The following is a 26,889-nucleotide window of genomic DNA, read 5'->3' as shown; positions in this document are numbered from 1 at the left end:
AATGCTTTAACTTCACACAAAACTCACACTCATACTTTATAATTAACGGAAGAGGTGTATATATGAATGAAAAAATACTTGTAATTGAAGACGATATAGATATACAAGAAATTATACGTGAATTTTTGTGTGCAAGTGGATATGTTGTTGAAGTAGCTGAAGATGGATTAAAAGGTATTGATATATTTAATTCAAGTAAGTTTGATTTAGTGCTTCTAGATATAATGCTTCCTAAGATTGATGGCTTTGTTGTATGTGAAATTATTAGAAAAACATCTAAAATTCCAATTATAATGCTAACTGCTTTAGAAGAGGAAGAAGATCAAATAAAAGGTTTCGAATTAGAGATAGATGATTATATAACCAAACCTTTTTCAGTTAATCTTTTAATTAAAAGAGTGGAAGCTGTAATTAGAAGAATAAATGCTCAAGACGAAGAGTTAAAACTTAGCTTCGAAGATATTCTAATTGATACTACCTGCTTTAAGGTTTGGGTTGGTGGAAAAGATATAGAACTTACATCTAAAGAATTTGAAATTCTAAAGATATTTATTGAAAATAAAGGTAGAATTTTAACAAGAGAGATAATATTGAACCAACTTTGGGGATATGACTTTTATGGTGATGCTAGGGTTATTGATACTCACATTAAAAACCTAAGGTGCAAGCTAAAGGTTGATTATATTAAGACGATTAGAGGTGTTGGCTATAAACTTGAAAAATAAAATGAAAAAAAGTATTACATTTAAGATCTTTACAATCACATCTATATTGCTAATAGCATCAGCCATATGCATATATTTAATAATATACTTTATGTTACCAATTTATTACTATAATTATAAACGAAACAATGTAGAAACTGGACTAACGAAATTAGCTAGCACTGTACAAAGCCTTTCAATGGAAGAATCAAAGAAATATTTTGATGAATTTAATTTAAAATATACTGTTAGTTTGAATGTACAAGATATGAAAGGAAATATAATATATCCACCTTTAAATATTATATCTTTTGGTATATCTCAAGATACTGATATACCAAAAGACTCCTTACCACTTCCAGACAAAACATTACTGCGGGGTAGTGTAACTTCAACCATGTCTAAAGAAGTTATCAGTCTTGTTCCAAAACAGATAAAATTTTCAGAAGATAATGAAAGCTACACTATAAATGTTATCATTCCCTTGCAGCCTATAGATGAAGCTTCAAAGGTTTTATTAAATTTAGTGCCCTTAATTGGAATTGTAGTCATTATTATATCAGTGGTAGGTTCCTTTATATATTCAAAGAAAATTACTAAGCCCTTAGTTGAAATAAATAAGAATGCTATACAATTGGCAGCTTTAGATTTTGAAAAAAGCTGTGAGGTAAATAGTGAGGATGAAATTGGAGAAATTGCATTAAGCTTAAATGAGTTAGCATCCAATTTGCAGCATACAATGGATGAACTTAAAAACACTAATTTAAAGCTTTTGGGTGATATTGAAAAAGAACGGGAAATCGAAAGGAAAAGAAGAGAGTTTACTGCTACAATTTCACATGAATTAAAAACTCCTATTACAATAATCAAAGGTCAACTTGAAGGTATGCTTGGAAATATAGGAGTTTATAAGGACAGAGATAAATATATGAATAGATCCTTAGTAGTTTTGGATGATATGGAATCAATGGTTAGAGAAATACTTGAAATTTCAAAATTAGAAACTCATGGGTTTAAACCACAATACACTGAAATAAATCTATCCTATCTGATTAGCAATTGTCTTGAAAAACTCAGCTATCTTATAAGTCAAAAGGATATAAGTTTAAATACAAAAATAGCTGAAGAACTATGTTTTCAGGGAGATGAAAAACTAATTAAAAAGGCCATAGCTAATATTATTAATAACTCCATCACACATACAGAAAGAAATGAGAAGGTTCTTATAAATTTATATGAGGATAATTATCTAATAGTATTAACTGTTGAAAATGAAGGTGTACATATAGACGAAGCGGAATTCGAAAAGATCTTTAACCCTTTTTATCGCATAGAAAAATCTCGAAGCAGGAGTACTGGTGGCAGCGGGTTAGGGTTATATATAGTAAAAAAAATACTAGAGGCCCATGCTTTAGAATATAAATTTAACAATACTCAGTCGGGAGTTTGTTTTAAAATTATCTTTAACAGAAGCAATTAAGCTTCTGTTTTTTTGCGCCCGGCATGTTAGCACCAATTTATGACTTTCACCTACTTCATTCACGGTAAAAACATTTTAACTTCACCTTAACTACATAATTAAAAACTATAATAACATAAGAAAGATAAGAAAAAGAAGGAGGGTAACAAATGAATTTTATTAAAAGAGCAATACTAAGTGTTACTAAAAGGAAAAGTAAAACTGTACTATTAATTGTGATGTTTTGTGTTATAGCTAATATGGTGCTAGCTGGATTAGCTATACAATCAGCTACTGCTAAAGTTGCTGTTCTTGCTAGACAAAAACTTGGAGGGTCTGTATCTATTGAACTTGATCAGGAAAAGATTCGTGCTAAAAATTCAAGTGATATTCCTAGGCTAAATATGAAGGATATGGATAAACTAAAATCCTTAGAACATGTTAAATCATATAATTATTTAACGAACTCAATTGCTATGGCAGAGAACTTTAAACCTGTTAAAGAGGAAAATAAAAATGAGGTTGAGCCTGGCCAACAGGGAGGTATGAGTATGAGTATGAAACAAGGTGAAGATGGTGAAGAACAAAAGATACCAGATTTATCAATAGATGGCGCTTTATTTTCAAATCTTTATCCCGCTTTTACTGAAGGAAAAAGTAAACTGATTGAAGGACGACATTTAAAAAGTAGCGATGAAGGAAAAAATGTAACAATGATAAATAAAAAACTAGCAGATGCAAACAATTTAAAACTTGGAGATAAAATAAAAATAAAAGATAGAGAAGGAAAAGAAACCTTAGACTTAGAAATTGTAGGTTTATTTACAGATGATGGAACCGAACATACTCCTATTATGGATGCATTTCCTTTTATGAATCCTTCTAATACAATATATACACCTAATTCTGTAGCATCTTTAATGGATTTTTCATCTAAAGATACTTTTAAAGTAGCTACTTATTTCTTGGATGATCCTATACACATGGAAAATTTTAAAAAGGCTATAAAAAATTCTGGCATAGCACTAGATGATTTCAAAATAGATGCACAAGATTCGTTGTATAAAAAGCTGATGACACCTATTGAAAATGTTGGATCATTTTCAAAAACCATAGTTATTATAGTCGCCATTGCTGGTACAGTAATTTTATCACTTTTAATAAACTTATCACTTAAGGGCAGAAGATATGAAATTGGTGTATTGATGTCTCTAGGAGAAAGTAGATTTAGAATTATTGGTCAATTATTATTAGAATTAATAATTGTTGCTACCATAGCTTTTAGCATAGCTACATTTACCGGTAATAAGGTATCACAGACAATGGGTAATACTTTATTACAAAATGAAATAACTGCAAATAAAGATAAAGATGCAAACTCACAATCTGTTTCCTCTCGCAACCCATTTGAGATGTCGGCTCATCCATCACAGAATGATGATATTGATACTATAGACAACATGGATGTTAGCGTGAGTTCAAAAGATTTACAAAAATTATATCTAATGGGATTCATTATAGTGATTTTAGCAACATCAGGTTCAGCAGTTTCAATACTTCGATTTAATCCAAAAACCATATTATCTAGAAATGATTAGGGAGGTTGTATAAAAATGAATACAATATTAGAATTTAAAAATGTGAGTTATCATTATCAGGATGGTTCAAAAAAAACAACGATTTTAAAACAAATAGGTTTTAAGTTCGAAAAAGGAAATTTTTATACAATACTTGGCTCCTCTGGTTCAGGAAAAACTACATTTCTTGCTTTAGCTAGTGGATTAGATACATCCAAAGCTGGAGAGATATTATATGAAAAAAAGAATATAACAAATATAGGGCTTACTAATTATAGAAATAAATATATTGGTATAGTATTTCAATCCTACAATTTAATACCTTATATGTCAGCTCTACAGAATGTTTTAACAGCAATGGAAATAACAAAGAACAAAATAGAAAATAAAAAACAAAAAGCTTATGATTTACTAGAAAAAATGGGCTTAACAAAAGATGAAGCCCATAGAAACGTATTAAAGCTAAGTGGTGGACAGCAGCAGAGAGTAGCAATAGCACGCGCTCTTTCCTCAGAAGGAGATTTAATAATTGCAGATGAGCCAACTGGAAATCTTGATGCTGATATCGCAAGTGATATAGTAACTATATTTAAATCACTTGCTCATAGAGAAAATAAGTGTGTTATAGTAGTTACGCACTCTAGTGAAGTAGCCTCTCAGTCAGACGTTATACTTAGACTTAAAGGTGGTGTGTTAGTTAAAGCTTAAATTTTATTAGAGAATCCTTTTATATGAAATCCCCCCAGCCTAAGAGGTTGGGGGGATCTCACTATCAGATACAGGCGATATTCATGTTAAAAACATTTTAACTTCACCTTAACTATATAATTAAAAACTATAATAACATAAGAAAGATAGGGAAAAGAAGGAGGGTAACAAATGAATTTTATTAAAAGAGCAATACTAAGTGTTACTAAAAGGATAAATAAAACTGTACTATTAATTCTGATGTTTTGTGTTATAGCTAATATGGTGCTAGCTGGATTAGCTGTACAATCAGCTACTTCTAAAGTTGGTGATCTTACTAGACAAAAACTTGGAGGGTCTGTAGATATTACTCCTAATTATGAAAAGGCAACTTCTCAAAAATCAGCAGATGATCTACGTAAGCTACATATTAAGGATATAGATAAACTAAAATCCTTAGAGCATGTTAAATCATATAATTATTTACAGGCAACAAATGTTATGGCAGAGAACTTTAAACCTGTTAAAGCGAAAAAAGATGACACTAAGGATGCATTGCCTGAAGGTACGTCTATTCCTGATTTATCATTGGAAGGTACTTTATATTCAGATCTTCATCCTGATTTTACTGAAAGAAAAAGTAAACTGGTTGAAGGACGAAATTTAACAAGTAGCGATGAAGGAAAAAATGTAACAATGCTAAATAAAAAACTAGCAGATGCAAATAATTTAAAGCTTGGAGATAAAATAAAAATAAAAGCTCAACACGGAGAAGAAACTTTAGACTTAGAAATTGTAGGGTTATATACAGCTGATGAAACTAAATCTGATCCTAGGATGGCTGATTTTATGGATAAATATAGCTCTATGAATCCTTCTAATAAAATATATACACCTATTTCTGTAGCATCATCCTTAGGTGATTCTTCATCTAAAGGTACTATTCAAAAAGCTACTTATTTCTTGGATGATCCTATAAACATTGAAAATTTTAAAACAGATGTAAAAAATTCGGGTATAGCACTAGATGATCTCAAAATAGATGCACAAGATTCGCTGTATAAAAAGATGATGGCACCTATTGAAAGTGTTGGCTCATTTTCAAAAACCATAGTTATTATAGTCGCCATTGCTGGTACAGTAATTTTATCACTTTTAATAACTTTATCACTTAAAGACAGAAGATATGAAATTGGTGTATTGATGTCTCTAGGAGAAAGTAGATTTAGAATTATTGGTCAATTATTATTAGAACTAATAATTGTTGCTACCATAGCTTTTAGTATAGCTACATTTACCGGTAATAAGGTATCGCAGAAAGTAGGTAATACTTTATTACAAAATGAAATAAAGGCAAATGAAAAGGAAAAAACAGAATCAAAATCACAATCCGGGTCAGTGACGATGGGAATGAGTGGTGGACTAAAGACTGATGCTGATACTGATGCTATAGACAAAATAGATGTTAGCGTGAGTTCAAAGGATTTACAAAAATTATATCTAATGGGATTCATCATAGTGATTTTAGCAACATCGGGTTCAGCAGTTTCAATACTTCGATTTAATCCAAAAACCATATTATCTAGAAATGATTAAGGAGGCTTTATAAAAATGAATACAATTTTAGAATTTAAAAATGTGAGTTATCATTATCAGGATGGGTCAAAAAAAACAACGATTTTAAAACAAATAGGCTTCAAGTTCGAAAAAGGAAATTTTTACACAATACTTGGCTCTTCTGGTTCAGGAAAAACTACATTTCTTGCTTTAGCTAGTGGTTTAGATACATCCAAAGCTGGAGAGATATTATATGAAAAAAAGAATATAACAAATATAGGGCTTACTAATTATAGAAATAAATATATTGGTATAGTATTTCAATCCTACAATTTGATACCTTATATGTCAGCTCTACAGAATGTTTTAACAGCAATGGAAATAACGAAGAACAAAATAGAAAATAAAAAACAAAAAGCTTATGATTTACTAGAAAAGATGGGTTTAACAAAAGATGAAGCCCATAGAAACGTATTAAAGCTAAGTGGTGGACAGCAGCAGAGAGTAGCAATAGCACGCGCTCTTTCCTCGGAAGGAGATTTGATAATTGCAGATGAGCCAACTGGAAATCTTGATGCTGATATCGCAAGTGATATAGTAACTATATTTAAATCACTTGCTCATAGAGAAAATAAGTGTGTTATAGTAGTTACGCACTCTAGTGAAGTAGCATCCCAGTCAGACGTTATACTTAGACTTAAAGGTGGTGTGTTAGTTAAAGCTTAAATTTTATTAGAGAATCCTTTTATATGAAATCCCCCCACCTATGAAGATTAAATCATTCCGGCGACTTGATGTGAAAAATCCATATTGAGTCGCTGATTTTAATTTGCAAATTAATTCTACTCATTAATGTTTTGTTGCTTTATCTTAATCTCTGGCACAAAATCAATGATTATTTTGTACTTCTAATTTTTCATAACCATGTCCTTTTTCTGGTTCTTTCCTATATTTATTTTTAGTTTTTCAACTGAAAACGGGTTCCCATGTGCTGGGAATATTCTCTGGCAATTTTCAGAAATTATTTTTCTCCAACTCTCATAATATTCATCAATATTGCAAATAAATAACTTTAACAATAAATCTTTTGCAAGATAAGACATTACTACTTGAACACTACTATTTTCTTTCAATATTCTATTTAACAATCCACAATGATCATCATGATGATGCGTTAGTATAATATGACTAATATCAGATAATCTAACACCAACTGATTTTAATCTTTTACAGAATAAATCCCAATCATATTCATATCCTGTATCAATTAAAATATATTTGTTTTCAGTTTTTATTAAAAAGCAATTAGTCACACTAAGCTTTAATTGGATAATTTCCATTTTGGTACCCCTCCATTATTAATATAATTTTGAAATCCCCTCTAAGTTAATAGATGCTATCAAGGTTCATAATCCTTATTTAATTAGTATTTTCAAATATAAATCTAACTTTACTCTCCTTAGAAAAAAACTAAACACTAATATTGAATAAATTATATAATTAATTACAGTTGCTATTGCGGAGATGCAATATTAATGACTTCGGAAGGAGATTTATACTCCCACTGAAGTTTTCTATTTGTTATGGCATGTAACCCCCACTTATAGAAGTGGGAGACTTTCCTTCTGAAATGTTATTAAACCAAGTGATTTTACCGATTGGCGACCTATAACTGTTAAAGGTTGGTCGTAACTGAATGACACTGTTTACACGGATTCGCCCCTAGAATATGATATGGTGGAATATCTTTTGTTACTACAGAATTAGCTGCAATAATGGCACCATCTCCTATATGTACACAAGGCATTACGGTAACATTTTGTCCAATCCATACATCATTACCAACTACAGTATCGCCTTTTAGAGGCATATCTTCAAGACTAGGTGTAGCTTTTTCCAAATATTTCCCATAATATTAAATGGATATGTTATAATATTTTTTGATTTGCATAATAAGAAGATTATTCACTTATGAAATGTTCAAACCCCTCAGCATATTTTGTAGGCGAAAACTCAATTATTTCGTATTCGGCAATTTTATTAATATAAAATGGATCTTCTTTAATTATTGTTTTAACTTCTTCCCTATTCTTTGCATTACAAAGAATTACTCCACCTACCCTCGGATTTCTTCTGCCTGAACAAATAAACTTTTGTAATGAATAATATTTCTCTAAATGTTTTATATGTGGTTTTAATTCTTTTTCAACTTCCTCAAGTGGCTTTATATACTTCAATACTAAAATAAACATTAATATTCCACTCCTAAAAACTATTTTTAATCAACCTTATTATACGATTATGACCTAACTATGAAAACTGTCGTTAAATCCAAGTAACATCTAATGGGTTACGATCTACCAGTCGCTTATAACCATATTGGGGATACCCAACCATAACTGCACCTGTTAATACTTTATTTGTTGGAATGTTAAACAATTCCATCAACGGATAATAATTATCAAACGCACACATTTCAAAGAGTCCGGCCCAACAACTGCCTAACCCAAGGGTAGTTGCAAACAGTTCCATGTAGGCAAAGGAAAAAATCGTATTTTCTCTACCGTTTCTAATTTCTTTTGGAGCCATTGCTAAAATTAGATTTGGAGCATCACGTAATACTTTATCTATCCCAGTTTCTCTGTAATCACGAACATGATAAGGAAAACTCCAGTGGTGCAAAGGATTTTCAATTTGTGCTTCCATCCATTCTATGACAACCTCAGTAGCTTTTTTCAGTATTTTTTTATCTTCTACAATTATATATGATATTCCTTGCTGGTTACTGGCGGTAGGTGCAAAACGTGCAATATTAACTAATTTAATTAATTGTTCTCGTTGCACGGCCATGTCTTTGTAACAGCGAATTGATCGACGAGACCTAAGAAACTGTTTAGCAGTTTCTTCATTTACAACCGGGAACTTTTTTAGATCGGTCTGGTTATTTAAAGGTGTTTTGATATTGTCAATTGCACTGTGAGGGCATATGGCAACACACTGCCCACAGGCTATACATGCTTGTGGCTCAATTGCTACAGGACCATTTTCTCCCATACCCAAAACTTTTGGTGGGCATACTTTCGTACAAATTCCACATTTAATACACTTTGCTTGGTTTACTTTAATTAATTCCATTGGTATTCACCCCTATTTTGTATATTCATAATTTCCAAAATGCACCTCCAATGGTATAATAATATATGATAATATCTTTATTTGCAAGTACACACCTATTAGTAGCATAGTACCCATTTACATACTGTTCATTTAAAATCAATCAAATTTAATTGATTAATCAGAACTAATGCGAATTATATCTATTTTACTGAAGATAATGCTCTTTTTTTTATCAACATGAGTCACAGTCATTTATAAAAAATCATTTTTTCTTAAATTGAAGCATCACTATCTTTTATTAATGTTTACTTCTAATTAATAAAGTGGTACTATATAAATATAGTACGAAACTAGAACTATACCAATATAGTACTATACTTTAAGGAGGAACTTATATGAAAAGCAATAAAAATGTTTTTAAGGAGAATTCAAAAATAAATTTTAATAAACAAGCTGAATCTTACGATAAAAGTGCTAATGGTAAATTCGTAGCTCCGATGTATAATGAAATTATTAACAGAATAATGCTTATTAAGCCTAAAAAATTACTAGATGTTGGATGTGGCACAGGAAATGTATTGATGAAATTAGTTGAAAATAGTAATATAGAATTATATGGCTTAGATATTTCAGAAAAAATGATTGATATGGCTAAAAAAAATCTTGGTAATAGCGCAGATTTAAAAGTTAGCGATTCAGAATGTATGCCTTGGAAAAATAATACTTTTGATGTGATTGTATGTAATGCATCATTTCACCATTATCCAAACCCAGATAAAACATTATTGGAGATGAAGAGAATATTAAAATCTAATGGAACATTAATTATTGGAGATCCAACCGCACCAGCAGTTATTAGACAAGTATTAAATTTATATTACAAAAGAAGTGATACTGGTGATTATAAAATATATTCTAAGAAAGAAATTGAGGACCTTTTAATAAAGACTGGATTTAAGCCATTTAATTTTAAAAAAATAAACTATAAGACTTTTGCTATTAATGCTAATATAAAAAAATAAGCAATAGATAGAAAATAAATTTTGGGGTGAAACTATGGATAAAGAATATAAACGACAAGTAGATGAATTAAATAAGTTATCGCATTCTATGCTAGCTGAATCTAATTATAAGGATATAGAATCAAAGTTTTTAAGGATACGGGGACTGAACACTAATGAGCTTTCAATACTTAGAATTATTTCTGAAAAAGAAGATGTTATTATAAAAGATATATTAGAAATATTAAATGTACCTAAAAGTACATTAACTAGCATAATTGATAGATTAGAAAAACGCGATCTTATTGTTAGAGCTATTAGTAATAAGGATAGAAGATCCTATAAGCTAGAACTTACTGAAGAAGGTCACATGGCACAAGATGAACATCTTAAATTTGAAGAAGAGTTTTACGGAAAGATAATGATTTCTTTAGATACTTATGAGGATAGAGAAAATTTATTAAAACTTATAAGAAAGATAGCATACAATATTTCTAACTAATAGCAGTAAATTATCGTGAAATTTTAAAATTTAATGCTAATTATTAATTGCCCAATTCTCTAAAAAATTAATTGTCTCATTCCATGCATCAATATTTGCTTTTGCCCAACTGTCTATATCGACTCTGGATCCTTTTAATGATGGCATAGACTGAAATGGTACTGTTAGCATATGACCTGACTTTTCATAGGTGATATGTTTATATTCATATTTAAAATTTGATTTTTCAAGCAACTTCATAGCCATTTCTGAATGCATTTTTGAAGGCCATATGGAGTCTGATTCAGAGGATATCATTAGGATAGGTCCATTTATTTTATTAACGGCAATTATGGCTTCGTCAGTATTTCCTTCATCAATCAGCTTTTTGTACATCCATGACAACGCACCCTCTTTATTTTGCAACATTTTTATTACTAATTGCAATATAATAGAACAACTGAATTTCAGACAAGAAATTTCTTCACCTTTATACATCCATGAAGAATGGTGTGCTGGCAGTCCACCCATTTTTATCCCTTCATATGCATAGCAGCTAGGCATATTGGCAATAACACAAGTAATATCCTTGAATAAAGAGGCTGCCAAAAGAACCATTTCTCCACCCTTAGACCTTCCATACATTGCTATTTTGTCTTTATTAACAGTATCTTGTTTTTTTAGCCATGTTATAGCATTTTCAATATATTCAAGTGGTACACAATTAAGATTTTTGGGTGTTCCTTCAAGTCCAAAATAACAAACTGCTAATGCAGAATATCCCTTCATAGCTAAGATTTCAGCAATTGCCTGTGCTTTTTCTATTCTTCCGTCGCTTCCACTTACAACAATTACTACTGGCCTCTTCATATTGTTTTTTGAAGTAAAATATCGTGCCAATAGATTATTTTCTACTACATCTACGCTTTTAATCGTTTCATCGCAGAATATTCTTATATGCTCTTTTGATGTAATGGCTTTCCCATTCCTCTCCACCGTGCATGTAATGGTATATTTTCTATTTTCACTAATATCGCTTAATTTTTGCATTAACTTGCCCCGATGATTTTCTTTTACCTTCATAGAATAGAACAACCCCATTTCATTGCATGTTTTATAGGTACCATCAATAGGTGTTGTGTTTACTAAATCTATATTTCCATATTCATCTGCTATAAAAGTCGCATAAGCATCCCATAATGTGTTATCTCCTACTTTGCGAATAGACGTATTAATACAATAGTAATCATTGCTTACAACGCGAATTGTCACCTTTTCATTTTTTAACAAACCGCTTATTTTTATACTCACAGGTTCATCTGCCCTTGACATTTTTGGTGTAATGTTTATTTCACAATTATTATTATTCATGTTTCCTCCTCTACTTTTCTTTGATAGTGACTTTTTGTTCATATCCTGTCCAATTACAGCCATCATAGGTAGCCATTTTTTTTAACAGCATCCATAATGTTTTTAATTCCTCTTTATCAAAATCTTCAAATACCATATTCATAAATCCATTTCCTTTTTTATAGTAATCATTCATAAATTCGATGCAATTTTTGGTTATTTTAATATTAACTGCACGTTTGTCTGTTTCGCTTTTTTCTAAAAAAACATAATTATTTTTCTCTAGATTTACAATAAGATGTTTTACATTCTGCTTAGAACAACCCATCTTATTTGCTATCTGATTATAAGAAGCCTGATTTTCTGGCAAGTGTAGAATTGTCATAAGTACCATCCATTGGCGCATTGTTATTCTAACATCCACCTTATCACCTTGTACTTGAATCTTATTTGATAGGTAAAAAATCGTTGAGAAAATTTGCTGTATATAATAGTGATCCATTTGTTACCTCCTTAGAATTAAACACAAACCCGGTCAAGTAGACAACATGTTGTCCATTTGCAGTGTATATTAACTTCCATAAAAAGTCAATGACAATTTTGTAAGTTACTATTATTTAATGTACAAACATACTATATATCCAAAATTGTATTACATTCGTTTTGCTATAAACATATTTAAAGATATTTTAGAAACTTTAGTAGTCATGATAATAATTCTTTTTTAAAAATAGACAGTATATTGACAAGTTTTACATGTTCTGCTATTATTATTTTAGACAGTATAATGTCTTAAAGGAAAGGGGCATATTTATGGATAATTACAGAGATCTATTTTTAATGCAGCAAACTTACGCTACACTTTTTTCTCTTAACAATAAGCTTCAGGTACAAGGCGATAAATACTTTGAGAGCTTAACGTCAAGACAGTTTATGGCAATGATTGCAATTATTCATTTGGCGGAAGATGAAACAACAATCAACAATATTGCGAGAAAGTTAGGTACCACCAAACAGAGTGTTAAACAAATGATAACTATTATCGAAAATAAAGGTTACATTATCACGATGCCGAGCCAGAAGGATAAGCGTGCAGTGAACGTTAAAATTACGGAATCCGGAAAACAGATCATGATGGAATGCGGTGAAAAAGGAATAAACTTTTTCGCAGATGTTTTTAAAGACTTTACCACGGAAGAAATGGAAATATTGTGGAGCCTATTAAAGAAACTGTATCGTTTTGACGGTGAAGAGCAGGATGGTTTTGAAGAAGATGCTAGTTTAAACGCGGAAGAAGAAGTAAATGACGCTCAAACGAGAGTATTAAAGGAAGCTCAAGCGAGGGCATTAAAGGAATTTGAAAGACGAAGAAATCATTCTCGAAATGAGAGGAGCGATGAAAATGAATAATATTGTTACAGTTAAAAATTTAGAAAAAAGTTATAATAAGAAAAAAGCTGTTGATGGAATAAATTTTGTAGTAAATAGAGGTGAAATTCTTGGACTCTTAGGTCCTAATGGGGCGGGCAAGAGTACAATTATCAATATCCTGGCCACCATATTATCGCCTGATAATGGCGAAATAACTATTTTGGGGCATGACTTAAAAAAAGATGTAAAAGCCATCAACCTGGGAATTGGAATAGTTCCTCAGGACCTGGCCATTTATGAAGAAATTACTGCCGAGAAAAATGTACGTTTTTTTGCAAGTCTATATAAACTCAAAGGAAATCTGCTGGAAAAACAGGTCAAGGAGGCCCTTGAACTCGTAGGTCTTTACGATAGAAAGGATGATAAGCCAAAAACCTTTTCAGGCGGCATGAAAAGAAGATTAAATATTGCTTGTGCCATTGCCCATAAGCCAAAACTTATTATCATGGATGAACCCACAGTTGGTATCGACCCCCAATCAAGAAATCATATATTGGAATCAATTAAAATCCTGAAAAATGAAGGTGCAACAGTTATCTATTCCACGCATTACATGGAAGAAGTGGAAGCGATTTCTGATAGAATCATTATTATGAACGAAGGAAAGATTATTTCTGAAGGTACAAAAGAAGAATTAAAACAGGAAGTGAATGATAAAATCACATATTCCTTTCATGTAAACAATTTAAATGAATTAAGCAATAATCATTTTTCTGGAATTGATGGCATAACAAAAATTAAAATAACTGAAAATGTGATTAAAATAACTGCCAAAAAGTCAAAGGATAATCTCAATGAAATCATATCTATAATCATAGCAAAGGGCTGTAAGATTGAAAGTATGAGCAGTAAAGAGGCATCTCTAGAAACTGTATTTCTAGAACTTACCGGAAAGAATCTAAGGGATTAGGAGGAAATACATGAACTTTATAAAAATAGTCAAATTTGATTTTATGAATATTATTAGAAACCCAACTCTGCTAATGTTTAACACTATATTTCCAATAATAATGATTGCGGTTATGGGTTTTGTAACAAAAGGTAACTATGGTTCAGGGCATGTAAGTTCCTATGATTATTATGGAGTCACAATGATGATTTTTACAGCGTTATTCATTGCCATGACAGCTTCCAATACATTTATGGAAGAAAGGGTAAAGGAAGGTAATACTCGCATAGTATATGCTCCCGTTTCAAAAACTGAGATATATCTATCTAAATTGATTGCTACTTATATTTTGGGTACGGTTTCATACAGTGTTTTATTGCTTGTAGGACAATATATTTTTCACATTAACTTTGGAGGAAAAAACATTCTGTATATTATGTTGTTAATCAATATATTTTCGTTATTTGGCTGCTCTGTCGGCACCATGTTCTGCTGTATTTTCAAAAGTGAAGAAGGAGCAAATTCTGTAATGCAAATATTTTTGTTTTTGTTTATATTTTTGGGTGGCTTGTTTTTTTCTGTAGCTAGTCTTGGAACTATCGTGGAGAAAATATCTTATTTATCGCCAGTCAAGTGGGTTACAGAATGTACATTTAAGGTCATTTATGATAATGACTTCAGCATATACCTCCCTACTCTTCTCATTGTGTTGTTTAGTAGTATCATCTGTATAATAATATGTCAAATCACTTTTAAACCGGAGGAATATGTATAATGAATGTGCTCAATCTATTTAAAAATAGTTTAAACAGGATTTTAGCAAAAAAAGAGATAGTTATAATTGCAGTGGTCATTGTACCACTTATGATTGGAGTTGCTGTATTTTTTTCTGGAAAAATGGAGATGAGGCAGCACATTGCTTTAGTAACAAATCATGCACAGAGCATTCCCAAAAATGATAGGATTAAAATTGATGTAATGAATGAAAAACCGGCTACTTCGAATCTACTTTTGGGTAAATATGCTGCCGTTGTGGAAGAAAAAAACGATGGAACCTATGAGGTAACAGGTATAAAAAGCAAAGCTGATAAGGAACTCATAGAAAACTTTTTTAACTTCGGTAAAATTCCCAAAATTGATCAAAGTAGACAAGCTAAAAGAGGTGTTGGAACAAACATTTTAGGGTTTATTCTAATGATTGTTTTAATGCAGGGGGTTGCTTTGACAATCCTTTATCCAGAAGATAGAACCCTTAAAACATTTAGGCGGATATTAACGACACCCGTAAGCGAAAAGCAATATATTTTTGCACAGGGAATTTTTACATTTTTATGTCTTTATATACCCACCTATCTAGTAATTGTTATCACAAAGGTGTGTTTTAATATAAAGATTGGATTTGGCCTTTTAATGCTAGCAATGTTAATTGGAATTCTTACTGCCCTCTCAACATCACTTGCTTTATTTATTTCATCAGTGCTAGAGAGAAACATCTCTTTAGTGGCCAGCGCTATATATGTAATAACTTGCATATTATCAGGCTGTTTTTATTCCTTTACGGGGAACAATAAAGTTCTTGATACCATTTGCAGTATCATCCCGCAAAAATCATATATGACACTGATTCAAGGGATAGAAAACGGGAATGGAATGTTAGAATTTAAAGGACAACTTATATATTTACTTATTTGGATTGTTGCACTCTGGCTCTTAGGAAGTATTATTACTAAGCGAAAAATGAGGCAAGGCATCTATTGAATCATATAGTAAGTAGTAGAAATATTAATTGGTAGAAAAATTTGTTTGTGAAAATTTGAAATGAAAGCATACAACATAACGAGAATGTCACATTCGTTAGTTTAGTCATATATATCTTACTTTAAAATATTCGAAGTAAGATATATATAATTGTGCTAAATATTTGAAATTTATGTTAGTATTTAATATAATTTAAAATAAATAATGTTAATTATTAATAATTATGAATGTGAGGCACTTCTATGAAAATAATGATATTGGGACTTGGTGTTATCGGTACAACCTATGGCTATGCTTTTCAAAAATCAGGTCATCAGGTTGAACACTTTATAAGGGAAATTAAAAGAGACAATGCACCAAAAATTCTTGACATAAAAATGCTCGATGGCAGATATAACAATAAGGGCGAAAATAAGAAAGACACATATAATGTTACTCTTTCACAGCCCAACAGTAATTACGATTTTATTTTAATTAGCGTATCTGTAGGTAAATTGGAGAGTGCAGTAAAAACACTTAATGAAAATAATATAAGCGGAACAATTATTCTTTTTAATGGTATATGGGAAGAACGAGTCAGCGTCGACAAAATTATGGGTACCCGAAAATATATTCTTGGTTATCCAATTGCAGGTGGCAGTATTAAAGATACCCTTTTAGATTGCGTACTATTTGACCATATTATGATAGAAAGTGAACAGAAGTCAAATATAGACAACTACTCAAACCTTATTCAATTGCTTGATAGCGCTGATATTAAAGTGGAAGTTCCATTTGATATGATAGAATGGATTTGGTTACATATGGCAATCAATTCTGGTGTTATCACCACTGCTTCAAAATACGGTAATGTGTCGGATATAGCCCAATCCGCAAGAAATATTATGAACAGCGCATCTGGTTTAAGTGAAGCTGTATTGACAATTCGTGAAGCAGTCAAAATTGTAAAGGCAAGAGGTGTTTCACTTAATCATTATAATAACGAATTAATTAAATACAAAATTCCGTCAAAGCTTGCTGGGATGATTATGCAGCGAATGTTCAAAACAAATGAACTGACAAGGCGTATTATGGAACTTCATTGTAATATGGAGGATTTAATTTATGTATGTAAAAGCGTTTATAACTCCGGAAAGGAGCTTGGAGTAATTACTCCATTACTTTGTGAAAAATATGAAAAATATATTATTAATTTGCACACAAAATAAACATTATAGCTTCTTAAAATTTATATTAATGGAATTATTTTGACCTTCCATTAATATAAATAAAAATCATTCAACATAATAAGATAAAATGTTTATCTCCCCTGAATTAGTGACTTGCAACAAGAAGCAAAAAAACATTAAAAGTTTACTTTGCAAGGCGCTCAGAAGGACTTTTTATATTTATAGATTAAATTCCTCTGCAACAACCTTTATAGCCTTTAATTTATCTCCAGTTTTAATAGCACAAGTAATTCTTATTTCTGATGTAGTAATCACTTTAATTCTGGGTTAAACAAATTTAAAATGGAAGCTGCTAAAGATGTAGGCGTTAATCTTTCAGAAGGATATAACGAGATTTAACTTCAAGAAAAAATGGCTCTGTAGGCGGACAAATGGTTAAAAGAATGGTTGAATCTTACGAAAAGAATTTATAATTAAAAGGGGGCCAATTAGCTCTTCATTATCCTTAAGTAAACTATAAAGTAAAGCCTCTATAAGGTTACTATACAATCATTTTCCGCTTCTAATATTAAAATAATTAATTTCTTAATTAAATAGGATCATAATTAATGCATTATAAATAAATGTGGTTGTTGTAGATGATCCTGTACAATTCTTAGAACTTCACCGAATCTTTGATAATGAACAACTTCTCTTTCTCTTAGAAATTTTAACGGCTCTATTACATCTGGATCATCAGCCATATTAATTAGATATTCATAAGTAGCCCTTGCCTTCTTTTTCGATTTCTTCAAGACTTGAGCATTTCATTAGCTGCCTAACCATACTAGCAACCATTTCCATGTGAGCTAATTCTTTAGTATTTATTGTTATAAATTTAATTAAAATATATTAAATTTATAACAATAGATATGTCAGAATAGAAGATAAAAAAGTTTGCAAATTTTACTATTTTAGCATGCTTTTTTTATTTTGATTTTCTTATGTAGACAAGTTATTGTAATACAAAGCTCCAATGTTTAAATTTACAAATTATTCCAAGGTTTAATTGTTTATTAAATGCACATAATAAATCGTAAAAATTATAAATTTGGAGGTATTGATATGAGAAAACTTTCAGAGGGTGAACTATTATCCTTAACAACCTTGCTAACTATGGAAAAAGATGGGTTAGCCGTGTCAAAAGTTATGAAAAATCTAATTAGTGATGAAGATTTAAAAAGACAAGCTGAGACTGGTGTTTTAGCAGCAGAAGGAAGAATAAAAGGAGTACAACAATTTATCAATGAAAATCAAGTAACTATAGGCGGTGTAAAATAATATGGGAATAATAACGGATAATATTGTAAAAAACAAGACAGATATTAATGACGAAGTAATAGTTGGAACTATGATTAGTTCAGCAAAAAGTGCAGCAGATGCGTATCTAAACGCAACTATGACCAGCGCTACCCCTGAATTAAAAGCTATATACTCCTCTAGTTTAAATCAAATAATAGGCGGGCATTCAGCATTAACAGAGCTTGCTGTAAACCGCAAGTGGGCTTCACCTTATGATGCTCCTGCGCAACAACTAGCTATGTCCTTTAGTAAATCTGAAACTACAGTTAAGGCTAGTAAATAAAACCGTTCCAAAACAAGAATTGAGCGTAAAATTGGAGTTATCTCAAAGTTTTAGGGTAAAAGATCAAACCATTAAAGATTTATTTCTTGATATAGGTTCGGAAGAGCTAAGTCATATGGAGATGGTGGCGGAAGCACCAAGTTTTGAAAACCCAAGAAAGTAAAAAATATATATAAAAAAGAGCATCGTAATGGTGCCCACTGAAAAACAAAATTTTAATAACAGCATTAAGACTTAAAATGGATATGGATTTTCCATTTTAAGTTTATTTTTTATATAAGAGCATCCATAAGATCCCCACATTAATATTTGGAATTTCATTTCCGATATAATTTGCTAGTTGTGAGTTAGTAGCTACCATAGCTTTTAGAATTAATACGGTAAAAGCAAGCAATTCGAGTAAAGCTACAATTCCAGACATTGCTATTTCCCATATATATCTGAGAATTTCATATAAAATCCCCATTCTTTTTCTGAAATTTTACTTAAGTCAACAGATTTTGCACGCTTAACCTTTTTATCTATTTTCTCCCACATAACTTTCTTTATTGCATTAATTTGCTCATTGCAATTATTAGCTAGTAATTCCTTTGAAAGAATTAATTCATTATTAAGGGGTGTAGTCAATAACTCTTCTGATGTTTCAATTATTGATTTTGCAGTAATATCCTCTTCTTTCAATATTACTGCACAGCCGTGATTTACAGCGTATTGTGCATTTAACTCCTGTTCACCTCGGCTACTTTTTCTAGAAAGTGGAACACAAATCATTCTTTTACCAATTGAAATACCCTCAGCAATTGCATTTGAACCACATCTAATAATCACTATATCAGATATAGCATAAATCAGAGACATATCATCAACATATTCATATTGACGATATCTTGCATCTGCAGGTAAATTGTTATTAAGTTTTCCTTTTCCACAAATATGAATAATATTATACTTTTCAAGAAGTTCGGATAAACACTCCCAAATCTTATTGTTAATTGCCGCCGAACCAAGGCTGCCTCCTAAGACCAGAAGAGTGGGGTTGCAGTTTTTGAAGGCTTTATCCTCAATGCATTCGTTTTGCACATTTAGTAATTCAGGACGTATTATCATGCCACAATAACCTCTTTTTTTACTAGTGACTTGAAATTTAGTACTAGGAAAGGTTACAAATACCTTTTTCGCAAATTTCATGCAAATCCTATTAGCAAGTCCAATAGTAACATCGGTTTCCCTAATGACAGATGGAATATGTTGTACCCAGCTTGCTATAATAACAGGTACCGAAACAAATCCTCCACCTGACATAACAACGGTCGGTTGTTCTTTCCTAATAATCTTATACGATTGATAGATTCCTTTTAAAACCCTGAATATATCTGTTACATTCTTCAGGGAAAAGTATCTACGAAGTTTACCTGTGCTAATAGCATGATAAGTAGCTAATCCTTGATTTTCAATCATTTCTTTTTCTATACCATGTCCAGAACCTATATACACAACTTCTAAACCTTCATTTTTCAGTAATGGTATTAGAATTTTATTAACCATAGCATGTCCAGCAGTTCCTCCACCAGTTAAAACAATTTTCATTTAAATCCTCCTTTAAATATTAGCTGCTTTTAAAAATTCAACAGTTTGCTCATAACTTATGACCGCATCTTGAGAATGATATAAGAAATTGTTATCTTTCTTAATAAAGTCGTTTATGATCCAAGAATGCCTGTCCTCAGCTTCAATAATGTACAGTTCATCATTCACACAGTAAATATGTTTTGTTTCTTCCTGCGTTGCTAAACATTCATTATTTTTTTCGCCTGGCCTTAGTCCAGTCACTACAATAATTGATTCATCTAATCCATATTTATATACTAAATACTTTGCAATATCATAAATCCATAACGATGGCATTCGTGCTATAAAAATTTCTCCTCCAGCACCACGAATTGCAGACTCAATTAATAATTCACAAGCCTTAGGAATATTAATAAAAAAGCGATTCATATCCTTATCTGTAAGCGTTACTGTCTGTTTTTCACTAATTTGTTTTTTAAATAATGGGATTACACTACCTTCACTTGCTAAAAGGTTGCCACATCTGAAAACAATAAATTTAGTTAATATAGAATTTTGGTTTGCAGCCAACATTAATTTTTCTCCTAACAATTTTGTACATCCATAAGTGCAATTTGCGTTTACCGCCTTATCTGTTGAAATATAAATTACCTTTGCTACCTTGTTAGCATTAGCACAATCAATTATATTGTTAGTACCTATAACATTAGTAAGAATAGCTTCATTAGGTGCTGTTTCACAAATTAGTACGTGCTTTAGAGCTGCTAAATGGAAAATAATATCACAATCACTACTCGCCTCTAATAAACGTTTTTTATCTCTAACATCTCCTAATACTATTTCTACACGTTTATCTGATAATGTCCTTTTTATTTCAATCATTTTCGCTTCATTTCTAGCAAAAATTCTAATTTGTCTAACTTCCATTTCTAGAAGCTTATGAGCTAACGCGTTACCAAAAGAGCCAGTGCCACCAACAATCAGTATTTTTTTATTTTTCATAATATTCCCTCCATGCGTTTCCTATATTTTCATTATAAGAAACATATGTTACAACTATGTTACAACATTTATTTTTATAAAAAAAGACTCCGCAACTAAAAATTGATTTGTATATTGTGAACTGCACCCTATTGTAGGCTATATCCCCTTAAAGTAGACGGATTAAGTAGTACTAAATATATTGTAACAACTTAAATCCTAATGAATAATATAGTACAAAATATATTATAATTTCAAATATCGAGTTATTAGTAATATAAAGATAAGCGTTTAGATGATGAAGATGTAGTTTAATTATGCAACTATTATTAGATTTTTAGATCAAGGAGTGATTTTCGCTTGAAATATTCAATACTTCGGAGATATTGAAGAAGTGATAAAAATGAGGAGCGGTAAATATGAAAGTAGTTATATTATGTGGAGGTAAAGGGACCAGATTAGGGTCATCTACAGAAACTATTCCGAAAACATTAGCTTTAGTTTCTGGGAAACCAATTATATGGCACATTATGAATATTTATTCAAGCTATGGCTTTAATGACTTTATTCTTCCATTAGGTTTTGGTGGTGATAAAATAAAAGAATATTTTTGGAATTATGAGTGGAAAAACTCTGATTTCACCAAAGAACTAGGCAGTAATAATATTTCTTTTTTTAATAAGCCTGCTAACTGGAAGGTGACTTTTGTTGATACAGGAACTGATACAATGACTGGTGGAAGAATTAAAAAAATTGAAAAATTCATTAATGAAGATACTTTTATGTTGACCTATGGCGATGGATTATCTGATATTAATATAAATAGTTTACTAAAGTTCCATAATGAAAAAGGACAAGCGGTAACAGTTACTGGAGTAGAAAGAAAGAGCCAATATGGAATTCTAACTGAAAAGGATGGTATTGCAACAACCTTTGACGAAAAATCAAAATTGGATGGCATAATAAACGGAGGTTTTTTTGTAATGAATAAAAAAGTTTTTAATTATATAGAAGATGACGATAAATGCATTTTTGAACAGGGTCCATTGAGAAACCTTGTAGAAAGTGGAGAATTGGCGGTTTATAGTTTCAAAGGTTATTGGACGGCAATTGATACTAATAAAGATCTAATTTATGCAAATGAGACATGGAAGTGAGTAAAATAAATAAGGAGGATATGGACGCAATTTATGCATTTTTTTCTAAGGGGAAATCTCGGTTTAATAAACATGAAAATGAAAATCATGATATAAAAAAAGATAATAAAAAGGATGAAAAAAGCAAAGACAAAGATAGTAGAAAATATAAAGAAGAATATGAAGAAGAAAATAAAGAAGAAGATATTGAAGACTATAGAGAATCAGATATAGAAGAATACAAACAAAGATGTTCCTTTTGTACAATAGTTAGCAAGGATTATTTAATAAAGACCTTAACTTTTTACTATTCACTTGAGAGGAATAGTGAAAATTTTCATCTATGGATTTGCTGTATTGATGATATTATCTATTCATCCCTTTCAAAGATGAATCTCAAAAATGCTTCTCTTATTCATTTGAATACAGTGGAAGACCAGCAACTGCTCGCTGTAAAAAACACGAGAAAAACAAATGAATATTGCTGGACATTGAAAGCAGCTGTTATTCGCTACGTGCTTATGAATTACAGCGTAAACTCAATAATATACTGTGACAGTGATATATTTTTCTTCTCAGATCCACAGATGGTATTTGATGAATGGGGTGAAGCTTCAGTGTTTTTATGTCCCCAAAGGGATCTTGAATGGGTTCACAAAATATATGGAAAATTTCAAGCAGGATTCATAGGTTTTAAAAAGGATATACAAGGATTGAATTGTCTTAATTGGTGGAATCAAAAATGCATTGAATGGTGTTCCGGGGAACCTGACTCTGAAATGGGACGATGGGGAGATCAGAAATATCTTGATAAAATCACAGGAATGTTTTCAAATGTAAAAATTTCAAGAAATCTTGGAATAGATGCTGCACCATGGAATACAATTTATAATAATAATTTCAATATTACCTCAAAGGATAATGAAGTCTTTATTGAAGGTGATAAGTTAATAGCATATCACTTTGCATGTCTTTCAATATTTAACGAAAATGACTATGACTTATGGACTTTTAATTATTTAGAAATAAGTTCTGCAATTAAGTCCAATATTTATATCCCATATATTGAAAGTCTAAGGAATACAATCAATGTTATAAGAAACAATCTTAATGAAAAAGTAGAGGGTTTATTTAATAAATCTGATTCTAAAGAAGCCCAGACATTATTTAAATACTCAGATCTGACGTTAGCCATGGCCCGCTATAACGATTTTTATAGCTTTTGTACTATAACTAGTAAGGCATATTTATTGCAAAGTATGTCACTTTATTCTTCGCTGAAGGATAAAATCGATAATTTTAATTTATTCATCTGCTGTATGGATGAAATTTCTTTTTCTGTATTAAGTAATCTGAAGCTTGAAAATACGATTATTATTAATGTTAGCGAAGTAGAGGATATGGAATTACTTCATGTTAAAGAAACCAGAAATATGCAGGAATATTGTTGGTCGCTTAAAGCACCGTTGGTCCTTTATATTTTAGATAAATATGCTATAGATTCAGTTATTTATTGTGATGCAGATATATTCTTTTTTTCTGATCCGATGGCGATCTTCAAGCAATGGAAGGATTATGATACACTAATTTGTCCTCAGAGGGATTGTCCCGAATTTGAAAAGGTACATGGACATTTTCAGGCAGGCTTTTTAGGTTTTAGAAACAGGAAAAGTAGTCTAGCTATTTTAAATTGGTGGAAGAAAAAATGTATAGAGTGGTGCTCAGATAAACCTGATATTATAATGGAGAGATGGGGAGATCAGAAATATCTAGATAAGGTTCCAAATTTATTTTATAGCATAAAAATATTAGATGACCTAGGTATAGATGCAGCTCCATGGAATCTAATTATTAACAATGATTACAAAGTTTACAACGATAATAATACTGTTTTAATTGATGATCGAGAACTTATGGTTTATCACTTTGGCAGTATGAAAATATTTGATGAATCTGTCTTTGACTTATGGAAGCTAGATCCTTTGATTTTTAGCAAAGAAATAATCGATAATATATATATTCCATATTTAGATGCTTTATGCAAATCAATGGAAATATTAAAGTCATCAGGCCTTGTGGATCTTAAAGAATTATTTAGTAAAGAAGAGGTCACTAACGCTAAGAACCTGTATAGATTTCAATCGTAAATGTAAACCTTTCAACCTGGAGGTATAGTATATGGAAGAGGTTAGTCTTGCTGGTAAGAGGATATTGGTAACTGGTGGATTTGGATTTATAGGCTCTCACCTAGTTAAGAGGTTATTGAATGAAGGCGCAGAGGTATCTATTATAGGAAGACAGAGCAGCCAAACCTGGAGACTGGAAGAGCAGTTAAAAAATATATCAATCTATGAGATTGATATAACTGACAGTAAAAAAATTGAAACTTGCATCAAGGATATATGCCCTGAAATAGTATTTCATTTAGCAGCTTATGGTGTAAACTCAGCACAAAAAGAATATATTAAAGCTGCAAATATTAATATTTTAGGAATGATTAATATTTTAAATTCATTGAAGGACACCGACTGCAAAAAATTCGTTAATATGGGTAGCTGTGCTGAATATGGAGATAGGAAAGATCTTATGAAGGAAGATATGTATCCAGAACCTGTGAGCATCTATGGAAGTTCTAAAGCTAGTGCAACTATAATCGCTCATCAGATTGCCAGAGAAAATAATATAGATATTATAACCTTAAGGCCCTTTGGTATTTTTGGGGAGGGAGAAGAGAGACATAAGATTTTTTGTCATATAATACTGTCAATACTGGAAGATAAGGAGGTAAGACTAACATCTGGTGAACAATTACGTGATTACTGCTACATTGAAAACATAATTGACGGATTGGTTATGTCTGCTAAAAGCAATTTAAAGAGCAATATTTTCAATATAGCAAATGGAAGTCTTTTTCCTTTAAAATACTATATAGATCTTATATTTAAAAATATTAAAACAGATAGGGTCCCCTTATATGGGACAATAAAATACAGAAAAAATGAAATGTGGTCACCTGGTGCGGATATAAGTAAGATCCATACTGAATTAGGCTGGAGTCCTAGAATAAGCCTTGAGGATGGAATTGTTAAAACAATAAGGTGGTATGAAGAAAATAAAGATATGTGGATTAAGCATTTACCATAGGATGTGAAAAAAATGTTAAAAGACCTTGAAAATAATTATAAAAATAAAAATGTTTTAATAACTGGTCATACAGGTTTTAAAGGATCATGGCTAGCTATTTGGTTAAAAAAATTAGGAGCAAATGTTATTGGTTATGCACTAGATCCCGTCAGTGTCAAAAGCAATTTCGTTTTATCTGAAATTAGCAATGATATTGTTGATATAAGAGGAGATATAAGAGATAGCAAACATCTTAATGAAGTTTTTATGACCTATGAACCAGAGATAGTTTTTCATCTTGCAGCACAACCACTCGTTAGGTACTCCTATGAAAACCCTAAAGAGACCTATGAGGTGAATTTTATGGGCACTGTAAATGTATTGGAAGCGGTGAGGGCCAGTAAAGAAACAAAAGCTTTAGTTATTATCACTAGTGATAAATGTTACGAAAATAATGAATGGATGTACAGCTACAGGGAAATAGATCCCATGGGTGGTTATGATCCGTACAGTTCTAGTAAGGGTTGCGTTGAACTTTTGGTTTCCTCATATAGAAATTCTTTTTTTAATACAGCTGAGTATAAAAATCATGAAAAAATAATTGTAACAGCACGGGCAGGTAATGTAATTGGAGGTGGAGATTGGGCCATCGATAGAATTATACCAGACTGCATCAGGGCACTAGAAAATGATGAAGAGATTTTGCTTAGGAATCCAGGTGCTGTAAGACCCTGGCAGCATGTCCTTGAACCATTATACGGATATTTACTTTTAGGAACAAAAATATTAAAAAAAGATGTGGAGTTTTCTGGAGCTTGGAACTTCGGACCTGAAGCTCAAAATGTCATTACGGTTCAGGAGGTTGTCAGAAGACTTGTCAAAGAGTGGGGCAATGGAAGCTGGAAACCTTTAATCCTTAAGGGAGATTCATTCCATGAAGCAAGCTTACTAAGTCTTGACATTAGCAAGGCTAGATTCTGTTTAAATTTTAAGCCTAGGTGGGGCATAGATGAGACAATAGAAAAGACTGTAGAGTGGTATAGGAAATATAAGGATGAAAAGGTGATTGATATATGCGAATCTCAAATTAATGATTATTGTAGATAGAGCTCTCATTCTAGGTGCATTAATATCAATATGGAGTGAAACTTAGGGTTCTAAAAAAAAGAATAAATAATCTTTCCAATCAGATAATATTTATAAAATATTACAATTTTTAAGAGAAGTCCAAAATGGCTTCTCTTAAAAATTATTATCAGGGTCGTACTTTAAAGAG

At 31.1% G+C, this 26,889-nt stretch carries 28 protein-coding genes and 4 pseudogenes; 21 read left to right on the top strand and 11 right to left on the bottom strand.

Annotated elements, in window-relative coordinates:
• Window positions 1-62 precede the first annotated feature (62 nt).
• The 6 genes from KTC92_RS15985 (at window position 63) to KTC92_RS15960 (ending at window position 6,710) form a co-directional block, all read left to right on the top strand.
• Window positions 63-725, top strand: coding sequence for a response regulator transcription factor (locus KTC92_RS15985; RefSeq protein WP_216301846.1), 663 nt, complete (start codon window positions 63-65; stop codon window positions 723-725).
• Window positions 726-816: 91 nt separating this feature from the next.
• Window positions 817-2,184 (top strand): HAMP domain-containing sensor histidine kinase, encoded by a 1,368-nt coding sequence (locus KTC92_RS15980; RefSeq protein WP_258280626.1) that lies wholly within the window; start codon window positions 817-819, stop codon window positions 2,182-2,184.
• Window positions 2,185-2,333: 149 nt separating this feature from the next.
• Window positions 2,334-3,761: an ABC transporter permease gene (locus KTC92_RS15975; RefSeq protein ID WP_216301844.1), complete on the top strand. Its 1,428-nt coding sequence runs from the start codon at window positions 2,334-2,336 to the stop codon at window positions 3,759-3,761.
• A gap of 15 nt (window positions 3,762-3,776) precedes the next feature.
• Entirely contained in the window at window positions 3,777-4,448 is a 672-nt protein-coding gene (locus KTC92_RS15970; protein ID WP_220286114.1) for an ABC transporter ATP-binding protein, read from the top strand.
• Window positions 4,449-4,619: 171 nt separating this feature from the next.
• A complete protein-coding gene (locus KTC92_RS15965) occupies window positions 4,620-6,023 on the top strand; it encodes an ABC transporter permease (protein WP_216301842.1) in 1,404 nt (467 codons plus the stop codon).
• A 15-nt stretch (window positions 6,024-6,038) separates the two neighbouring features.
• Complete coding sequence (locus tag KTC92_RS15960; RefSeq protein ID WP_220286114.1) at window positions 6,039-6,710, top strand: ABC transporter ATP-binding protein; 672 nt, start codon at window positions 6,039-6,041, stop codon at window positions 6,708-6,710.
• 182 nt (window positions 6,711-6,892) lie between these two features.
• On the opposite strand, the gene KTC92_RS15955 is transcribed toward KTC92_RS15960, so the two are convergent.
• The 4 genes and pseudogenes from KTC92_RS15955 to KTC92_RS15940 all read right to left on the bottom strand — a co-directional run bounded on the left by KTC92_RS15955 (window position 6,893) and on the right by KTC92_RS15940 (window position 9,119).
• Entirely contained in the window at window positions 6,893-7,324 is a 432-nt protein-coding gene (locus KTC92_RS15955; protein WP_220286115.1) for an MBL fold metallo-hydrolase, read from the bottom strand.
• A gap of 365 nt (window positions 7,325-7,689) precedes the next feature.
• A pseudogene (locus KTC92_RS15950) lies at window positions 7,690-7,919 on the bottom strand (DapH/DapD/GlmU-related protein); the annotation flags it as partial.
• A gap of 26 nt (window positions 7,920-7,945) precedes the next feature.
• The gene (locus tag KTC92_RS15945; RefSeq protein ID WP_216301839.1) at window positions 7,946-8,236 is read right to left on the bottom strand and encodes a YciI family protein; all 291 of its coding nucleotides are present in this window, start codon (window positions 8,234-8,236) and stop codon (window positions 7,946-7,948) included.
• A gap of 73 nt (window positions 8,237-8,309) precedes the next feature.
• On the bottom strand, window positions 8,310-9,119 hold the full coding sequence (locus KTC92_RS15940) for a nitroreductase family protein (protein ID WP_216301838.1): 810 nt from the start codon (window positions 9,117-9,119) through the stop codon (window positions 8,310-8,312).
• A 377-nt stretch (window positions 9,120-9,496) separates the two neighbouring features.
• Between KTC92_RS15940 and KTC92_RS15935 the strand changes: the two genes are divergently transcribed.
• Both KTC92_RS15935 and KTC92_RS15930 read left to right on the top strand, forming a co-directional pair.
• The gene (locus tag KTC92_RS15935; RefSeq protein ID WP_220286116.1) at window positions 9,497-10,123 is read left to right on the top strand and encodes a class I SAM-dependent methyltransferase; all 627 of its coding nucleotides are present in this window, start codon (window positions 9,497-9,499) and stop codon (window positions 10,121-10,123) included.
• A 34-nt stretch (window positions 10,124-10,157) separates the two neighbouring features.
• On the top strand, window positions 10,158-10,604 hold the full coding sequence (locus tag KTC92_RS15930; RefSeq protein WP_220286117.1) for a MarR family winged helix-turn-helix transcriptional regulator: 447 nt from the start codon (window positions 10,158-10,160) through the stop codon (window positions 10,602-10,604).
• A 36-nt stretch (window positions 10,605-10,640) separates the two neighbouring features.
• Here KTC92_RS15930 and KTC92_RS15925 read toward each other — a convergent pair whose 3' ends face one another.
• Together KTC92_RS15925 and KTC92_RS15920 are read right to left on the bottom strand one after the other, a co-directional pair.
• Window positions 10,641-11,954 carry an acyl-CoA thioester hydrolase/BAAT C-terminal domain-containing protein gene (locus tag KTC92_RS15925; RefSeq protein ID WP_253198069.1) on the bottom strand — a complete coding sequence of 438 codons (1,314 nt, stop codon included), beginning with the start codon at window positions 11,952-11,954 and terminating at the stop codon, window positions 10,641-10,643.
• Between the two features lie 10 nt (window positions 11,955-11,964).
• A complete protein-coding gene (locus tag KTC92_RS15920; RefSeq protein ID WP_216301835.1) occupies window positions 11,965-12,435 on the bottom strand; it encodes a MarR family winged helix-turn-helix transcriptional regulator in 471 nt (156 codons plus the stop codon).
• 311 nt (window positions 12,436-12,746) lie between these two features.
• Between KTC92_RS15920 and KTC92_RS15915 the strand changes: the two genes are divergently transcribed.
• The 5 genes from KTC92_RS15915 (at window position 12,747) to KTC92_RS15895 (ending at window position 17,219) form a co-directional block, all read left to right on the top strand.
• Window positions 12,747-13,343, top strand: a complete 597-nt coding sequence (locus tag KTC92_RS15915; RefSeq protein ID WP_220286118.1) for a MarR family winged helix-turn-helix transcriptional regulator — start codon at window positions 12,747-12,749, stop codon at window positions 13,341-13,343.
• The gene (locus KTC92_RS15910) at window positions 13,336-14,274 is read left to right on the top strand and encodes an ABC transporter ATP-binding protein (protein WP_220286205.1); all 939 of its coding nucleotides are present in this window, start codon (window positions 13,336-13,338) and stop codon (window positions 14,272-14,274) included. Before KTC92_RS15915 ends, KTC92_RS15910 begins: the two co-directional genes overlap by 8 nt.
• Before the next feature lie 10 nt (window positions 14,275-14,284).
• On the top strand, window positions 14,285-15,028 hold the full coding sequence (locus KTC92_RS15905) for an ABC transporter permease (protein WP_220286119.1): 744 nt from the start codon (window positions 14,285-14,287) through the stop codon (window positions 15,026-15,028).
• Window positions 15,028-16,011 carry an ABC transporter permease gene (locus KTC92_RS15900; RefSeq protein ID WP_220286120.1) on the top strand — a complete coding sequence of 328 codons (984 nt, stop codon included), beginning with the start codon at window positions 15,028-15,030 and terminating at the stop codon, window positions 16,009-16,011. The genes KTC92_RS15905 and KTC92_RS15900 overlap by 1 nt, the downstream gene beginning before the upstream one ends.
• A gap of 242 nt (window positions 16,012-16,253) precedes the next feature.
• Window positions 16,254-17,219 carry a ketopantoate reductase family protein gene (locus KTC92_RS15895; RefSeq protein ID WP_220286121.1) on the top strand — a complete coding sequence of 322 codons (966 nt, stop codon included), beginning with the start codon at window positions 16,254-16,256 and terminating at the stop codon, window positions 17,217-17,219.
• Window positions 17,220-17,399: 180 nt separating this feature from the next.
• Here the strand turns inward: KTC92_RS15895 and KTC92_RS18730 are convergent.
• Window positions 17,400-17,501: pseudogene (locus KTC92_RS18730) on the bottom strand (hypothetical protein); the annotation flags it as partial.
• A gap of 3 nt (window positions 17,502-17,504) precedes the next feature.
• On the opposite strand from KTC92_RS18730, the pseudogene KTC92_RS15890 reads away from it, so the two are divergent.
• A pseudogene (locus KTC92_RS15890) lies at window positions 17,505-17,653 on the top strand (alpha/beta-type small acid-soluble spore protein); the annotation flags it as partial.
• Window positions 17,654-17,785: 132 nt separating this feature from the next.
• Here the strand turns inward: KTC92_RS15890 and KTC92_RS15885 are convergent.
• On the bottom strand, window positions 17,786-17,974 hold the full coding sequence (locus tag KTC92_RS15885; protein ID WP_258280625.1) for a manganese catalase family protein: 189 nt from the start codon (window positions 17,972-17,974) through the stop codon (window positions 17,786-17,788).
• Window positions 17,975-18,284: 310 nt separating this feature from the next.
• On the opposite strand from KTC92_RS15885, the gene KTC92_RS15875 reads away from it, so the two are divergent.
• From KTC92_RS15875 to KTC92_RS15865, 3 genes and pseudogenes are all read left to right on the top strand, one after another.
• On the top strand, window positions 18,285-18,500 hold the full coding sequence (locus tag KTC92_RS15875; RefSeq protein ID WP_216301829.1) for a hypothetical protein: 216 nt from the start codon (window positions 18,285-18,287) through the stop codon (window positions 18,498-18,500).
• 1 nt (window position 18,501) lies between these two features.
• On the top strand, window positions 18,502-18,804 hold the full coding sequence (locus KTC92_RS15870; protein WP_220286122.1) for a spore coat protein: 303 nt from the start codon (window positions 18,502-18,504) through the stop codon (window positions 18,802-18,804).
• Window positions 18,805-18,820: 16 nt separating this feature from the next.
• Window positions 18,821-18,955 (top strand): annotated as a pseudogene (locus tag KTC92_RS15865) (manganese catalase family protein); the annotation flags it as partial.
• Window positions 18,956-19,069: 114 nt separating this feature from the next.
• On the opposite strand, the gene KTC92_RS15860 reads toward KTC92_RS15865, so the two are convergent.
• Genes KTC92_RS15860 through KTC92_RS15850 form a run of 3 tightly spaced genes read right to left on the bottom strand, consistent with a single transcriptional unit; the run spans window position 19,070 to window position 21,375 of the window.
• Window positions 19,070-19,225: a hypothetical protein gene (locus tag KTC92_RS15860; protein WP_216301827.1), complete on the bottom strand. Its 156-nt coding sequence runs from the start codon at window positions 19,223-19,225 to the stop codon at window positions 19,070-19,072.
• A 2-nt stretch (window positions 19,226-19,227) separates the two neighbouring features.
• Window positions 19,228-20,391, bottom strand: coding sequence for an undecaprenyldiphospho-muramoylpentapeptide beta-N-acetylglucosaminyltransferase (locus KTC92_RS15855; protein ID WP_220286123.1), 1,164 nt, complete (start codon window positions 20,389-20,391; stop codon window positions 19,228-19,230).
• A gap of 12 nt (window positions 20,392-20,403) precedes the next feature.
• On the bottom strand, window positions 20,404-21,375 hold the full coding sequence (locus KTC92_RS15850) for a polysaccharide biosynthesis protein (protein ID WP_216301825.1): 972 nt from the start codon (window positions 21,373-21,375) through the stop codon (window positions 20,404-20,406).
• 398 nt (window positions 21,376-21,773) lie between these two features.
• Here KTC92_RS15850 and KTC92_RS15845 point away from each other — a divergent pair, with 398 nt between their 5' ends.
• From KTC92_RS15845 to rfbG, 4 genes are read left to right on the top strand one after another with little or no spacing between them, the layout of a single operon-like run.
• Window positions 21,774-22,511, top strand: a complete 738-nt coding sequence (locus KTC92_RS15845) for a sugar phosphate nucleotidyltransferase (protein ID WP_216301824.1) — start codon at window positions 21,774-21,776, stop codon at window positions 22,509-22,511.
• Window positions 22,508-24,637 carry a glycosyl transferase gene (locus KTC92_RS15840; protein WP_220286124.1) on the top strand — a complete coding sequence of 710 codons (2,130 nt, stop codon included), beginning with the start codon at window positions 22,508-22,510 and terminating at the stop codon, window positions 24,635-24,637. Before KTC92_RS15845 ends, KTC92_RS15840 begins: the two co-directional genes overlap by 4 nt.
• Window positions 24,638-24,668: 31 nt before the next feature.
• A complete protein-coding gene (locus tag KTC92_RS15835) occupies window positions 24,669-25,634 on the top strand; it encodes an NAD(P)-dependent oxidoreductase (RefSeq protein ID WP_220286125.1) in 966 nt (321 codons plus the stop codon).
• Window positions 25,635-25,646: 12 nt separating this feature from the next.
• Window positions 25,647-26,720 carry a CDP-glucose 4,6-dehydratase gene (rfbG, locus tag KTC92_RS15830; RefSeq protein ID WP_216301821.1) on the top strand — a complete coding sequence of 358 codons (1,074 nt, stop codon included), beginning with the start codon at window positions 25,647-25,649 and terminating at the stop codon, window positions 26,718-26,720.
• Window positions 26,721-26,889: the final 169 nt, after the last annotated feature.

This window comes from Clostridium sp. CM027 (assembly GCF_024730565.1).
Taxonomy (GTDB): domain Bacteria; phylum Bacillota; class Clostridia; order Clostridiales; family Clostridiaceae; genus Clostridium_AD; species Clostridium_AD estertheticum_B.
Note: the sequence above shows the minus strand (reverse complement) of the source record. Positions and strands in the feature narration are given on the sequence as shown.